Raw genomic sequence first — 15,074 nt, 5'->3', positions numbered from 1 at the left:
CCGCCGCCGCAGGATGGCGGCGGTGCGCTCCGCTATGGCGCCCCATGGGAGCGCCAGGCGGCGAACAGCAATGTCCGCTACCCAGAGCAGCAAGGCCAGCACGAGCAGCAAATAGCTGAGATCATGCAGATCCTTGCCTGCGCGGGATTTTGCTGCGAAAAGCTGCTCTGGATGCTCCCAATCCAGCACCCGCCCCCAGTCATTTCGGCTAATCGCGTCAAATCATCCTCTGACTTCCCCTCACTTAAGCGATACTCCGGAGAATAAGGAACGACAATTCCACTACCCGGGGCAACATGGTTACCCCCAGCTTGATCCGTCAACGACATTAGAAATGAACCAGGTTTATCCACGTCCATCTCACCTGAATATACACCGGGTGCTTCTTGAATCAAATCCACCTTATGTTCCTTAAGATCTTCTCCCGTCAATACAGCTTGCAACTGATCCGGTGCTTCCTCCTGATCACTACCTGTAACTTGAATCTGCACCGTGTTACCTTGCACTTGTGTTTGGACATCATATGGAGATGCTGTAAATTGAGGAAATGTCCATTTAATCATTTGCGTTAAAATATTAGAAAATGATGGCCAAGCCACCCAATCCTTGGACCATTTCCCCATCAGATCACTCGTCCATGCCACGGAACGGCCAGATCCATATTGCCAACGTGCTAGCAGCGGGTCAGGCTCTGGACTCGTGAGAACGGTCTGCGCAGTCGATTTAGCCGTTGTCCCCACATAACCGTAAATTTTAGGTACACCGTCTGCAAATAATGTGCTCCAGTCTCCTCCATCTTGAGTAGCAGGAACAAAAGGCTTTTCGACAATATACGATTTGGACATCATAGCTGATTCCCTGCTGAATATCGCAGGAATGGTTGTCTCATCCTCTGCCATGTAATAGCGACCTTTTGCTTGTTCAGCAAGGTTCTGAAGCAAGTTAACATCTGCGTCCAGACCTACCGCTACCGTGGACATGGTAATTTTATTATGATTCATCTGTTCAATTAAGTCGTCATATCCACTGTTGCCTGCCGATTGACCATCTGTCATCAGGATAATATGTTTGCGCTGAGCCTTAATTAACAGCATCTCTTCAACAGCCGAGGCTGTTGCTGGATAAATATCCGTACCTCCGTTAGGCTGTATCGATTGAATCTGAGACATAACTTCCTGTTTATTCGTCAGCTTTTGCGGAGGAACAACCCACCATGGCTGGTCGTCAAAAGCCACCACCCCCACTACATCTTTAGAACGCATCAGCTCTACCGTGCGGATCGCAGCTTCCTTCGCCAGCTCAATCTTATCACCACTCATACTTCCAGAACGGTCGATCACGAGAATGAGGCCAAGCGACGGAATTTCACGTTTCCCTTGTAGCTCCATCGAAACAGGCAATGCTTTTTCAATTGGGGTCTTGAAATAGCCACCCATGCCAAAGCTATCCTCGCCCCCAGCCATCATAAAACCAATACCATAGCTTCTTACAGCCTGTTCGATCATATCCATCTGTCTTCCGCCAATTTGATCTCCGGATACATTATTAAAGACAATGGAATCATATGCGGCATATTTTGCAAGCTCTGTAGGTAACATTTCTGGAGCAATGACTTGTTGCTCGATGAGGCCAGATGATAGAGCAGATACAATGTTACCCGATGTTCCTTGGGTACCTTCCACAATAAGTACTTTAGGTGGTCCATCTACGCGAGTGAAGGCATACCCGGCATTATTCGCTGACTGCTTGTCCCCATTCATAAGGATTTCTGCACGATAGCGATGAAGTCCTGTTGATTTGGCAAGCCCTTTAATGGCATACCTGTTCTCACCAGTTGTCACGTCGATGGTCTGCTTGCCTATTTCACGACTATCCTCGTAAACTCTTAGCTCCGCTTGTCCCTTAATATTACTGCGAAGCAATACTTCAACATAAAAAGACTCTGCCTGATAGAGCTTCTCAGGTACCTTGACTTCTTCTACAGCGACATCATCCACTACCGTTTCGCTAGCCTTTAAGACATCGACTGCAATTCCACGATCCTTTAGCATCTTTCCCGCAGACAGCATGCTACCGACATTCTCATTCCCATCGGAAACGACAACGATACGAGCATCACCTGATTTGCTGTCGAGTAAGCTACCCGATAGCATAAGTCCCGTTTCTAGATTCGTATACTCTCGCTGAAGAGAGGCATCCAAACGAAGGGACTCCGGAATCTTATCCACAGGCTTCTGCTCCACTGCTGCATCAAGTCCAGCAGACACCAAGGCAATGGTGTCGTCGTTGTCTTTATGCTGTACTGACTTATTAATCCATTCCAAAGGTTCCCCATGATCTTGCATACTCGCTGAACGATCCACCAGATATACGACTTTCTTCTGATGGATCACGCTATATGATTGAAGTCCAGATAACATTAGAACAAGTAATAAAAGCACGGCGCTTCTAAGCGCAACTGCCCATTTCTTACGCCCTCCAACTAACCTATAATCCGTTTTATAAGCGTATATCGCAAAACCTGCAAGTGGCACAAGTAGGAGCAACCACCACGGATGACTAAATTGAACGCCCACGTTGGTACACCCCCCATTCTGCCAATACGACTAGCAATACAAGTAAAGCCGTAAGCCACATTAAAGAAATCGGTGTTCGTTGCGCATCCTTTGCTTCCGTATTCTGTTTTGTTGAAGATGTTACATTGGTAGTATCTAAAGAGGTAAGCACAAGCTTAGATGTTTGCGATAGCTTCCCCTCGAAAGGATCCACTGTAGATTCCACATAAGAGCTTACCTTCTCACCCTTATTATTCTCTTGCTCAAAAGCAAACAGGCCGGGTACATCAGGAACCAACTGCAAGGAAAGTATACCCTGCTTACCTTGCTCCGCAGGAATGTCTTCTACATTATTTCGCTGTGCCAGTCCATCTTTAGCTACCCAGCGTGCCTTAACCGTGTCGGGTAAGATAGGAATCTCCATCCGATTACCAGCCGTTACACGACCTAAACCGCTACCTTTACCTGAGCTGAGCCATGTCACTGCATTGTTCACCATAATCGGAAATTCAGCAGACAGTGGAAGATCGGTATTTTTTAATTCGAATTGAAAGGATAAGCGTGGCACACCGTTATCTTGACCTGCATACACAGCCGGAAAGGAGCCCACGTTAACAATGGCTTTGCCCCATGCCGGAGCCTTTGAGTTAAGAACTTGTCCAAAATATAAACCAGACAGCTTCAAATAGCTGGTTACCGGATGGAGCTCCGGTTTAGCAGACTCTCCCCCTACTTCGATTTCTTTACCACTTCCACCTATTGTCCATAGCGCTGTCTTCTGGATCAGTTGCTTCCACGAATTCTCTTGTGTAAAAGCAGGAGCCGGACCGTCCATCACGATGAGGTCGGGTGCTAAATCAGGTAGCGAAGGTGAGTCATCTGTTGAAACATCCTTATTCTTGATATCAACATCTTTCTTACCATCCGTTGAAATTTTGGTAACCTCAGCTCCAGTTAATTGAAGTGCCTTTTCCAGAAAAATATTACCTGGCGTAAATAAAAGTACGCGATTCGTTTCCTGAGTTTGACCAAACGCAAATGATTCATTGTCTGCCAAGTAAGCATCAGCTTGATCTAATTGGAGTCTGTATACTTCCGCCTTTTCAAGTGATCGAAACTTTAGCGTAAACGCTCCCGTTTTGGGTAGAGTTACGGAGCTCGTCTTAAGCAGCTTGCCGTCTCCGTATAGGTTAACCTCCAGAGGAGAGTTATTTGAACTCGTTCCGCTGATGACGGCAACAGCTTCGTTGGTACGCTCTCCCTGCTGAATGCCGAACTGTTGAATAGATGCATTAAACACAGTACCTTCTCCTATATGGACAATCCGAGTAGGCACCTGAAACGAAATCGTATCGGTCTGTCCTTTCCACTGCTCGTCAGTAAATACGACCACCTCTGCGTCTTTATCTTCCTTCGTAAGTGCAGATGCTAGAGATAAGGTTTCTTGATAGGCCGCTTTACCATAGAATGGCTTCAACCCTCTAATAGCCTCTTTCAGTCGATTCCTGTCCTTTTCCCGGGAAATAACGACATTAGGTTCAGCTGATATACTAAGTAGGGTAATCTCGCTTCCACGTGCTTCTTTGTCTATATACTGCATAATCTTGTCTTCAAGTAGCTCTAATCTGGAGGAATGCCCTTCACCACTTTGAACCGCTTGTCCAGAATCTGCACTCATGCTGCCGGACGTATCAGCGACAATAAGCACATGTCCCTTACTCCCACCGGATACCCACCAATACGGCTGCATCAACGTAAATACAAGCAGTGCTGCTGCCAGTAGCTGCAGCCAAAGCAGCCAACGGTTTTGCAGCTTTTGCCAAGGACGATTGGCCTCAATATTACGAAGCACTCTGTTCCATAACAAATGACTTGGTACCCTTGTATCTACGAACTTTCTTTTCAATATATACATTAGCAGAATCGCTGGAATACTTAGACCAAACCACAGCCCGAGCCAAGATCCTATCCCCATGAGCCCCCTCCTTTCCAGAAGAACATGATTAGCTCACCACAAGGCCTGAGCTTGCTAGGAGTCCAAATATTGCCGTATGTAGCGATGTATCCGTAGGAATCATGACATAAGAAATCCCTCGTTCAGCAGCAAACCGTGATAGATATAATTGATATTGCTCTAGCTCACGATGATAGGCCTGTAGGATTTTCCCAGTCATAGCGACATCCTTACCTGTAGCCAGCTCACTATCAACGAGACGAAGATCTCCACTGAAAGCAGGTGCTAGCTCTAAAGGTGATAGAACCTGAACCAGAACGACCTCCTGACCAGCACTGACAAGCCTTGATAAAGCATCCCCAAGCTCGCTTTCCCCTTCGTTTAGCCAAAAATCGGAGAAGACCCAAGTCATTCCTTTGAGTCTTGGCAATGCCCCTGGCTCTGCTAAAGCAGCAGCGAGACTACCTTCGGCTCCCACCGTACTATTTTGCAAAAATTGAAGTAAGCGATGAATGGCCCCCTCCCTCTTAAAACGGGAAGACGAGAGTCCAGTGACTTACTATAGCAGGCTGCTTGCACTCTCTCATAGGAACACAGCGCAATGTAGCCAATGGCCGCCGCAAGTTGCTTCGCAAAATGAAGCTTATCCGGCACATCGGATTTACCTTCAGACGACTTATCCCCACTACCAAAATCCATGGACGCGGAACAATCCACATATATACTGACCATCAGCTCCTGCTCATCCATAAACTGCCGAATGAAAGGTTTGCCCGTTCGTGAGTAAACACCCCAGTCGAAGCGCCTGATATCATCACCTGGTGCATAAGAACGATAATCAGCAAATTCTAGAGATGAACCCATTCTCTGTGATCTTCTTTTCCCTTGTAGAGTTCCAGCTACACGACGCCCAGAACCAAGACTTAATCTTTCTAATCTCGGCAATAGATCCGGCGGAAGCAAATGATCCATACTCATGCTTTTGCGCCCATCGTATCTATAATTTCTCGAACCAATTGATCCGTGGTTATCCCCATGGCTTGACCTTCAAAGTTAAGGAAGATTCGATGACGAAGGGCAGGAATAGCTACAGCATGAATATCCCCTGTGGATAGATGCATCCGACCTTGGCACACAGCTCTAACCTTCCCCGCTGTAATGATCGATTGAATGCCACGCGGACCCGATCCAAAACGAATATATTTCTTAACGCCCTCAGGCGAGGATAGCTCCTCTGGGTGCGTCATCATCAGTAAACGTGCCGCATAGTCGAGTACTTCTTCTGCTACCAGAACTTCTTTGGCTCCTTGCTGAATCTGAAGCAGATCATCTACCCCAGCTTGTTTTTGAATGGTTGGAACAAAAGATGACGTCGTGCGTCGTACAATTTCCTTTAATTCCTCACTGCTTGGATACGGCACTAGAATTTTAAGTAGGAAACGGTCCAGCTGTGCTTCGGGTAGTGGATATGTCCCCTCATTCTCTAGTGGATTCTGTGTTGCTAAGACAAAGAATGGTTTCGGGAGCACATGTGTATCATTACCGACAGTTACGGTCCTCTCTTGCATCGCTTCGAGCAGAGCGCTTTGCGTCTTTGGCGTAGCCCGGTTGATCTCATCCGCAAGAACAATACTTGCGAAGATAGGCCCTTGTTGGAAGCTCATTGCGGTCTCTCCCTGTTGTCCAAACGATATAATCTGTGTTCCTGTAATATCACTAGGCATGAGGTCAGGCGTAAACTGAACCCGTGAAAAAGATAACTCTAACGTATCTGCAATGCTGCGAACCAGCATCGTCTTACCCAGGCCAGGTATTCCTTCAAGCAATGCGTGACCGCCAGCGAAAATACACCACAGCATTTGTTCAACTACTTCCTGCTGTCCAACAATTACCTCGCCAATTTGTCGACGTACACGGTCGATCGTTTCTTTCCATACCTCTGGCTGAATTTGTGTCTCTGGCATATCGGCTCCTGTAACCGTGTATTTGTTAATCCGTTATGGATTTGGATTGATTCCGGTAAAATAGTCCTCGACCAGCCCCTGCATTTGCTGAGGTAGATCACTTCTGCCTAATGATTTCTTGGCTTCCGCCGCATAATCCTCATAAACTTCCTGATAAGGCAGGCTTGAACCTCCAGTAATTGGGGAGACGCCTCCTTGTTGAACAGTGCCTCCCTGACCATTTAAAGGACCTCCATCATTGTGCTTATTACCGGTTCCTTGATATTTGCGAGGAGTGCTAATAAGCTCGCGTCCTCCTGATCCCAAACCTGCCCCGGAACCCGCACCCGGACCAGCACCTCCGGACCCGCTTCCGCCATTGCCGTAGCCAGAACCCTTACCATTACCGGGTCCATTACCACTGCCAGAACCACTTCCGCTTTGACCCTTATTCCCTGCCTGACCTCCGTTTGCTTGTCCTGCATCAAATGAGCCGTTTCCCTCTGCGTTGTCACCATCGGCATCAGAATCTAAACTCGCAAGCATTTCTGCACTTCCCCCACTGCTCCATGTGTCTGAAACCTGGCTCCCTGATGTAGCCATTCGAGAAGATAGGGAAAGCCCCTGAGAAGCCAAAGCAGAGCTTAGCTTGGATGCAGCTGCGCTACTGGCCGCAGATGAAGCTTTTGCATCCATTAGCTTAGCAAGCTCTTTCTCTAGATCTTTAAGCGCTTGTTCCGTCTCGGCTGAATTGCTACTCTTCTGAGCTGTTTCCGCAAGCTTATTCAGTGCCTTTTCTAAATCTTTCGTGTCATTATTGCCAGCAGCCTTCTCAGCCAACTGTTTCAGTTGATTCTTAAGCTTGTTTCTCTCTTCTTCTGACATTTGCTTCAGCTTCTGTGCCAGATCCTTCATCGATTGCTGGAGAGCGGACTTGCTCGCTTGATCTATGCTTTTACTAGCCGTGGAAAGCGACGGGATATTCTTGATTTTCTGACTAAGCTCGGCTAATTCCCGCTTCTTCTCTTCCTGCTGCTTAGCAATCTTCTCCATCTTCTGCATGGCACGCTCAAGCTCATCTAGTGCTTTTGCGGGCTTACGCTCTTCGCTAAGTTGCTTCTGAAGTGCCAGCAATTCCTTCTCTAGCGGCTTCCGCACTGCAGGATCTAGCTTCTTCGCCTGAAGTTCCTTTAATAAGTCTTCTGTTTTCTTTTGCTGCTCTTTCACCAGCTCCTTATCCTGAGCTGCTTCTGCTACCTTTTGAGACATTGGATTGGGTAGCAAGCTAAGGATAAGAATCACTACTAAAAGCGCACTACATAGATTCAGTGTTTTACGTGGACGAGGAGCAGGAAGTCTATCTTTCAATTCAGCAGTAAATACTTGTGCATATTGTATCGCTTGCTTACGCTGAAATTGCGCGGAGGAGCTATCATTACCTTCAAAAGATAACGCGGTTATCATCATATCGCTGCGTTCTATTCCACCTGATGAAGCATCCATCTTCATGGCAGCCTCACGAATACTCACTCTCCATATCAGTCCGTATATTAATCCAGCAACAAGTCCCGTACCGATCAGAATTAGTGCAATCGCTATCGCATGCCTATCGGGAAGATCCTCGTGATCACTAGCCACAACGTAGCTGAAGCCATGCCTGCTGCAAGTCCGATCAAGGTGATTGTCCCTACACGCAACAATTGCAATCTCAGCCTAACTACAGATATAGCCGATATGATTTGTTCCATTCTGTGATTCCTCCCTTCTGGAAATCGCCCTTTTGCGTCTTATGCAAACGACCTAATTGCCCATTCAGGAACTTTTAGGCTGCATAACAGGTACCTCTGGATCGGAATCAGAGGATGATCCAGGTGATGTATGTGAATGTCGATCTATTTTCATCCGGTTTCTCCGACCACGAACGGGTCTAATTCTCCGGATACTAATGAGTATGGAACCAATAATAACGACCGAATACACGAGCATAAACTCAAGCCATAACTGGATTGGTGCCTGCGAGTTCAGTGTCGTTTGACGAACATTGAAGGCGCTCTTAGAAAACGTTGGCTCCAGCAAACTGATCAAGGCACCGCCTGGGTTAAGTCCTAGAATATAACCGACCCAAGAATAAGCCGGGGGAGTCGGACTGGACGAAAATGACCTCGATGTTATGCTCAAAAAGAATAAATATAAAAGTCCTGTAACGATAAAAATAAACAAACCAACACCATACGTCACAATAATAGAAATCATCGTCTTCTTGAAGATGGTGGAGAACATCACACCTAGCGAACCCAGCAGTAACATAACAAATACATAGAATAGAAAAATCGATAACAACTGGCTCAAGGAAATGCCCCCATACAAGAATACAATGCTATATATGGGCATCGTGGCGAGCATAATTAAGAACATAAAACTTAAGGAAGAGAACAGCTTGCTAAGTACAATGGTTGCTGAACTTTGCTGCGTTGTCAGCAGCATATTGAGTGTTTGCTTCTCCCTTTCCGTACTGATAACACCAGCAGTTAGTGCAGGCGCCATGAACGCAATAAGTATTAGCTGTGCAAAACTAAGCACGTAGAACATCGTGCGACCAACACTTGAATTGAAGCGCTGTGTATTTCCATTGTTTAGATACATGGTCACATAAATGAATCCCATTGCAACTAAACCAAGCACTAAAATATATAGCATCAAGGAGACTGCCGATCGCGGTGTCCGCATACGTAGCCGGAACTCCTTATCAATAACGGGATTTATCCATCTTCGGCTCCAATTCATGTTGCAACGCCTCCTTTGGTAATCTCAAGGAATACATCTTCTAGATTCGTCTGAGCCTCATGGAAGGACACAATCGGATAACCCCAGCCAATGATATGCTGAAGCAACTGTCTTTGATCTTCATCCCCACCGCTAAAGTGTACATGCACGCCCGTATTGTCCGAAAGGACTCCGGTCACGAATGGCTCATCCTGAAGCTTGAGAGCTAATTCCTCTTCTTGGCCTAACGAGCGGATATGAAGCACTTTTTTAACACGGAGGCGATTCTGGATGTCAGACACTTTCCCTTGTGCTACCATTTCCCCATGTTCAATGACACCAATCTCATCTACCATCTCAGCTAGTTCCGGCAAAATATGCGAAGAAATAATAATCGTTTTGCCCATCATCTTGAGTTCCTTCAAGATTTCGCGCATTTCAATCCTTGCTCTCGGGTCAAGTCCTGAAGCCGGTTCATCAAGGATCAGCACTTTCGGATCATGCACAAGACAACGCGCTAAGCACAGACGCTGCTTCATCCCTCTAGAAAGAGAATCCACGTACGCATCCTGCTTGTCCGTTAAGTTCACCAACTCGAGCAACTGAGGAATCAGTTTGTCGCGTTCTGGACGTGGAATATTATAACTGGCCCCGTAAAAGTGTAAATATTCCGTCGTCTTCAGTTGATCATATACACCAAAGAAATCGGGCATGTATCCAATCCGTTTACGTACTTCCTTGGGATAATCCGTTACTTCAAAGCCATCTACCTTAGCCGTACCCGATGAAGGCAACATTAGAGTAGCAAGAATAGCCATCGTCGTCGATTTACCTGCTCCATTAGGACCTACAAAGCCAAAAACAGTACCTTCAGCGATAGTCAGATTAATATTTTTGAGAGCGTGAAAACTTCCGTAGTGCTTACTGAGCTGTTCGATTTCAATCATGGCTGCTTCCCCTTTCCTTTCACGCTGATTTCTGGCAACACGAACTGGGTTTGGTTCTTAGTACTGATCATAATACGGATCCCTCCGTTTGTTAGATAAGGTTTAATACTGCCTGTTGCTGTCCATATCTTAGCTTCCCATTTCATTGGCTCATATGCCTGTTTATCGTTGTTCCAAATTTGATATGTCATCTTCTTTCCCAAGTTTGAGCTACGCAGATTAACATGACTAATATCATTTTCATTCATAGATGGAATGTTGTAATCCAAAGTCACTGATCCTGGTGACATATCTATAATACCGTTGGGATTCTCACTGTAACCTCCGGAATTTACCTGTGAGATGACTGGAACGATGAATCCGAAAGGAATAGTCATAACTCCATTGTTATTCCAGGTCACTGTTATAGGCTGTGCCCATAAATTTAGTTGATCACTTGTGATTTCCTTGCCTTTTATTGTGTAATGGAGTAGCTTATCCTTACTCCAACCAATGACATAGCTGCCTTTGCTATACCATGAACTATTGGAAACATAGTTGTTTAATATCTCTCTTTCCCTTGGAGAAGGATCTTTTTGATTATTTGAAGGATATGGGTACAATACATTACCAAGATTATTCATTCTTAATAGTTGTGGATTAGTGATTTTAGAAAGCTGCATGGATGTATTCCGTTCCATATCACCCAATTCATATACCTTCCCACCAATGACTAACGTAACTTGTGTTAGATTACTTACCGTTTCATTCGTAACTTTCCCATCCAAGTTCCCTTGATCATCGAGCATCAACTCCACATTAAACTGACCTGTTTTGCGAGTCAGGCGCTGTTCTGGCCACATCTTAACCAATGACCACTGAGGCGTATCTAATAGCATTACTTTGGTTTGCTTCGCTCCTACAGTGATAAAGGATTTACTATCATCTCCACTGCTAAAACTTCCACCATTATTCTGAATACTCATATAAGTTTGTCCAGGGAATTCAAGCTCGAACTTCCCACTACGTGGGGTGAAAAAGGCAGTAGCACTAGTCGTGCTTGCAATACCTTTACCATCCATTTCCATTATATTAATGGTATGCGCAAGCTCTTTGGTTTTGTCAGCAGAACCAATCATATAGACAGCACCACTCGCCACAATCGCAATTAGCGGTATCATCCACCATGCCCACTCCCGCTTGTCCACTCTTTTCAAAATAAAGTAAAGCAATGGAGCGACAACAATCGCATAAATAATAAGTAGCCATATCAACATTTGGAATGATGGCATTTTTAGAGAAGGGAAATAATCCAGAATATAGCCAAGGTTATATTTGAGCCCATTTGCGAAGGCATACTGCGAATTTTTTAAATTTAGATGATCACGAAGTAAAGAGGACCATACAGAAGGATGCCCACTCCATGACGCAATAGGCTCCATAGAAACATCGTAAGCAGCGTAAAGTACCGTGCCCTTTTCTTGAGGAAGCTTCACAAATATAGGTTTACCGCCTGACTTCAAGACGACTTCTGCGCCTTTAACTGGCGTTCCGTCTGAGAGCGTGATCGCTCCACCGAGTTCGAGCTTTTTCCCGCCTAGCTTAGCAAGCTCTGGTAGAGAAGTGACTTGGTATGTATTGTTGTACTCCATAGGCGATAAATCTCCAAAGGCACTAGCGGTTTTCGAATATGATGCACCTCCAGCAAGCACCAACGCTCCACCAGATTTGACCCAACCTTTGATGGCCTCGATTTGTGTCTTGCTAAGGGTGTCTGAAGCAAATCGATCAACAACTAATATGCCAATACCATCCAGCAGCATAGGATCCTCTGGAATACTAGCAGCCGTTAATGGTACAGTCGCTACATCAAAACCGCTACTACTCAATACATTCATAAAATTCATAGCGTCGGGGTCTTCTGATAGCACGCCAATCAATGTTGACATCGTGGAAAAACCAGTTAGATAAGGTGTTCCCGAACTAAAAGGGATGTTCCGTCCTTTTTCTACAGAATTTTCAAAGAATAGAATTTGATTGTTGTTTTGATTAAAACTGCCCCCCGGGATTCCTAATATAACTTCCTTAGGTGTATCTTTCGGCAGCTCTACGTGCTGTACATATGATGAAGGACTCGATCCGGAATTTCTACTACTCTGAAATACAAGATCCCCTGATACATCTCGATCACTCGTTAGCGTCACTTTTAACGGATTCCATCTGGACTCTTCAATCTTACCGTTATAACCAGCCTCTGTTTTCAATGAAATATTCGGATCATCTTTCGCATGAGCTACATTTCTTGTTATCCACGAAGGTGTCAGTAATAGGCTCATCACGAGCAGCAGTCCCACTAGGGAGCGTTTTTTGAACGAAAGCAATTTGTTTTCCCCTTTCATTTCTACTTAAAATTCAACTGTTATAGATTCCTTAAAGATATTAATAAAACTATATATATACGATAAATAATGGAAAAAAGTTGCATGAATTTGGATAATAAGAGCAAAAATTGGACTTTGTACCTTAGCTAGTGGCGTAAAATACGACCTTATTCCCAAAAAAAAATCAAGCCTGCTCATTATCCCGGAGCGGGCTTGATTTTTTTGTCTAGCTTCTTTAGGCAGAAAATTAATAAATATGAAGATCAGGCTAATGTCCAATCGAGCGGGTTGTTGCCTGCATTAAATAGTCTAGAAGTATATTTTATTAGGAGGTAATACATTATGGCATGTTGTTCTAACAGTGTAAGTGCTCTAAGTTGCTGTGCTGATAAAAATTATGTGCAAGATAAAGTATGTACGCCATGGAGTGGCACTGTAGTAGCCGCAGATGTCACTGTAATCGCATTTACGAATAATATTAACCAAAATATAGTAGGTACGGGATACTTACAATATGACGTTGGCCCAGCCGCTATAACCCTTGATTTCTTGGATAGTACCGGAACACCTATAAATGCAGCACCGATAACACTTCCACCAGGAACGAGTTTAGCTTTTACGTACCGACGCTTCAGTGTAATAGAAATCACGCTACCCGGAGCAACAGCAGGCACTTATCAAGGTGAATTCTGTATAACCACGCGTTATCCAGTCGAATAAGAAATATATTATAGGAGGGATAAATACATGTGTGATACATCACTTAGTTGCTGCTCAGAGAAAATCATTGTGCAAGATAAAGTATGCACGAATTGGCAATTAACTGCGGCAGGTACCCAAACCATTTATTCAGATAATGTAGCACAGATCATCAATGGTACAGGATATGTTAAATATGAAACAGGAATAGGAACGTTGACAGTAAACTTTTTTAGAACTGGAGTAGTAGCAGCTATTCAAACGATTGTTATTCCTGCGGGGGGAAGCACATCATTTACTGTATCCAGATTTGATACCATTTCTTTAACCTCGACAGCCGCAGCACAAGGTGAGTTCTGCATTACAGTACGATATAGTATTTAAATTATTTGCGCTAACACATGATGGTTCTTCTGTCTCATTGAAGAACCATCTTTCTTATTGTCCATTCATTAATTCAGTACGAAAACAGGGTTGCAGCGTAGTGGAAATAATATATTTCCCTTCCACGTATGTGTGCTCATTTCCGTTTGAAAATAGGTGTATTGATTGGATATCATTTCCCACAAAATTGATTGTATTTCCAGGTGGTACATACATAAGTTCATTTTTACTTCCCCTAATCTCCACTTCTAAAATATCTGTACTGTTAGAATTCGAATTTATGGAGATCTGGACTAAAAGTGTATTTAAATTGTTATCAATTTCAAATATTTGAAATACCGACTGAATGCCTTGTATTAATATATTTCCGCAACACCTCTTTTCGAGCCAAGGTTTCACCGGATCTACGGGGTCTGGTGGTCCTGGTGGTCCTGGTGGTCCTGGTGGTCCTGGTGGTCCTGGTGGATCAACTGGATTTACAGGGCAAGGTGGATCAATAGGGATTATTCGATGCCTTGTCGAGCAGGAGCACCTCCTCATATATGGCCTTGGTGGACATGGAAACACAGGAGAAAGACCTCTTTTTTTTCTTCGTAGATTTAGAGCATTTTTTTCGTACTTTGCATTTAGAGGTCTTTTTCTTTATCGTACATTTCTTTTTTCGCTTATTTTTCCGATTACACGAGGAATTCACCATAAGAATTATCATCAAAGTTAATAAAATTTCACTCCAGCTTGAATGAATGCTCTTCTCCAGCATACTCCCCTTCTTTCGGAGATATTTACTCAAACACCACCTACTTCATATTAAATGTATCTTTTAGGCACATGGTTAAACATTATAAATAATTATTTAAATTTTCATTACAATACCTAGCCAAAGGATGTCTTATGTTATTTCATGTATAGACCAAACCACTCCATTGGAAGAACTGTTACCGACATTAAGTGAAACAGTTAACCCGTTAGCATTATAGAAAAGTCCAATAACATCCCCAGCCGACAGTGTAACCTCGCCTGCTAAAGTTACTGCTCCATTGCCTAGAACTGCTCTTAATGTTAAAAGCAAAGCGATATTTACATTTAATATAGGGAGAAGCCCACTTACTAAAGAGGTCGTGGTAGGTGAAGTTCTCTGGATAACAAAATAAGGATTAATTCCAGCGCCAAGCGTTGCGGTAATAGCTGTCGTAGTCGTATAATTTATGGTTGCTAAAATAGTGTACCTTCCCGTTGTTGGAACTGTAAAATTACCAGTAACTGGATTAAAACTTGCATTACCATAATAAGGATTGGCAACTGACCAATTTGTAAATTGTGCACTAGCCGATATTGTAAGAGTAGATAAGAAAGCCGAAAATCCTTCTGAGGCAATATTGGGTCCTGTTGGGCCCGTGATTCCTACTCCCGTTGCTCCCGTTGCTCCCGTTGCTCCTGTTGCGCCTGTCGCTCCCGTGGTTCCTACTCCC

The 15,074-nt window shown here is 44.4% G+C and carries 11 protein-coding genes and 2 pseudogenes; 2 read left to right on the top strand and 11 right to left on the bottom strand.

The window, feature by feature from the left end; all coding sequences use genetic code 11:
* Window positions 1-77 precede the first annotated feature (77 nt).
* From JCM16418_RS22515 to JCM16418_RS22480, 9 genes and pseudogenes are all read right to left on the bottom strand, one after another.
* Window positions 78-2,576: a VWA domain-containing protein gene (locus JCM16418_RS22515; RefSeq protein WP_052020714.1), complete on the bottom strand. Its 2,499-nt coding sequence runs from the start codon at window positions 2,574-2,576 to the stop codon at window positions 78-80.
* A complete protein-coding gene (locus JCM16418_RS22510; RefSeq protein WP_036653508.1) occupies window positions 2,560-4,530 on the bottom strand; it encodes a vWA domain-containing protein in 1,971 nt (656 codons plus the stop codon). The genes JCM16418_RS22515 and JCM16418_RS22510 overlap by 17 nt, the downstream gene beginning before the upstream one ends.
* Window positions 4,531-4,558: 28 nt before the next feature.
* A pseudogene (locus tag JCM16418_RS26995) lies at window positions 4,559-5,487 on the bottom strand (DUF58 domain-containing protein).
* Window positions 5,484-6,473, bottom strand: a complete 990-nt coding sequence (locus tag JCM16418_RS22500) for an AAA family ATPase (RefSeq protein ID WP_036653507.1) — start codon at window positions 6,471-6,473, stop codon at window positions 5,484-5,486. Before JCM16418_RS22500 ends, JCM16418_RS26995 begins: the two are co-directional and overlap by 4 nt.
* Window positions 6,474-6,506: 33 nt before the next feature.
* Complete coding sequence (locus tag JCM16418_RS22495) at window positions 6,507-8,090, bottom strand: DUF8809 domain-containing protein (protein WP_036653505.1); 1,584 nt, start codon at window positions 8,088-8,090, stop codon at window positions 6,507-6,509.
* On the bottom strand, window positions 8,048-8,200 hold the full coding sequence (locus JCM16418_RS25125) for a hypothetical protein (protein ID WP_156327244.1): 153 nt from the start codon (window positions 8,198-8,200) through the stop codon (window positions 8,048-8,050). The genes JCM16418_RS22495 and JCM16418_RS25125 overlap by 43 nt, the downstream gene beginning before the upstream one ends.
* Before the next feature lie 64 nt (window positions 8,201-8,264).
* Entirely contained in the window at window positions 8,265-9,236 is a 972-nt protein-coding gene (locus tag JCM16418_RS22490) for an ABC transporter permease (protein ID WP_036653502.1), read from the bottom strand.
* A complete protein-coding gene (locus JCM16418_RS22485) occupies window positions 9,233-10,162 on the bottom strand; it encodes an ABC transporter ATP-binding protein (protein ID WP_036653499.1) in 930 nt (309 codons plus the stop codon). The genes JCM16418_RS22490 and JCM16418_RS22485 overlap by 4 nt, the downstream gene beginning before the upstream one ends.
* The gene (locus JCM16418_RS22480) at window positions 10,159-12,522 is read right to left on the bottom strand and encodes a DUF8725 domain-containing protein (RefSeq protein ID WP_052020712.1); all 2,364 of its coding nucleotides are present in this window, start codon (window positions 12,520-12,522) and stop codon (window positions 10,159-10,161) included. Before JCM16418_RS22480 ends, JCM16418_RS22485 begins: the two co-directional genes overlap by 4 nt.
* A gap of 342 nt (window positions 12,523-12,864) precedes the next feature.
* Here JCM16418_RS22480 and JCM16418_RS22475 point away from each other — a divergent pair, with 342 nt between their 5' ends.
* Together JCM16418_RS22475 and JCM16418_RS22470 are read left to right on the top strand one after the other, a co-directional pair.
* Window positions 12,865-13,242, top strand: a complete 378-nt coding sequence (locus tag JCM16418_RS22475) for a DUF3992 domain-containing protein (protein WP_036653495.1) — start codon at window positions 12,865-12,867, stop codon at window positions 13,240-13,242.
* 27 nt (window positions 13,243-13,269) lie between these two features.
* Window positions 13,270-13,605 (top strand): DUF3992 domain-containing protein, encoded by a 336-nt coding sequence (locus JCM16418_RS22470; protein ID WP_036653493.1) that lies wholly within the window; start codon window positions 13,270-13,272, stop codon window positions 13,603-13,605.
* Between the two features lie 54 nt (window positions 13,606-13,659).
* Here JCM16418_RS22470 and JCM16418_RS26990 read toward each other — a convergent pair whose 3' ends face one another.
* Both JCM16418_RS26990 and JCM16418_RS26155 read right to left on the bottom strand, forming a co-directional pair.
* Window positions 13,660-14,145: an S-Ena type endospore appendage gene (locus JCM16418_RS26990; protein ID WP_081765545.1), complete on the bottom strand. Its 486-nt coding sequence runs from the start codon at window positions 14,143-14,145 to the stop codon at window positions 13,660-13,662.
* A 349-nt stretch (window positions 14,146-14,494) separates the two neighbouring features.
* Window positions 14,495-15,074 (bottom strand): annotated as a pseudogene (locus JCM16418_RS26155) (collagen-like protein); the annotation flags it as partial.

The organism is Paenibacillus pini JCM 16418 (genome assembly GCF_000576305.1).
Lineage (GTDB): Bacteria > Bacillota > Bacilli > Paenibacillales > Paenibacillaceae > Paenibacillus_AQ > Paenibacillus_AQ pini.
Note: the sequence above shows the minus strand (reverse complement) of the source record. Positions and strands in the feature narration are given on the sequence as shown.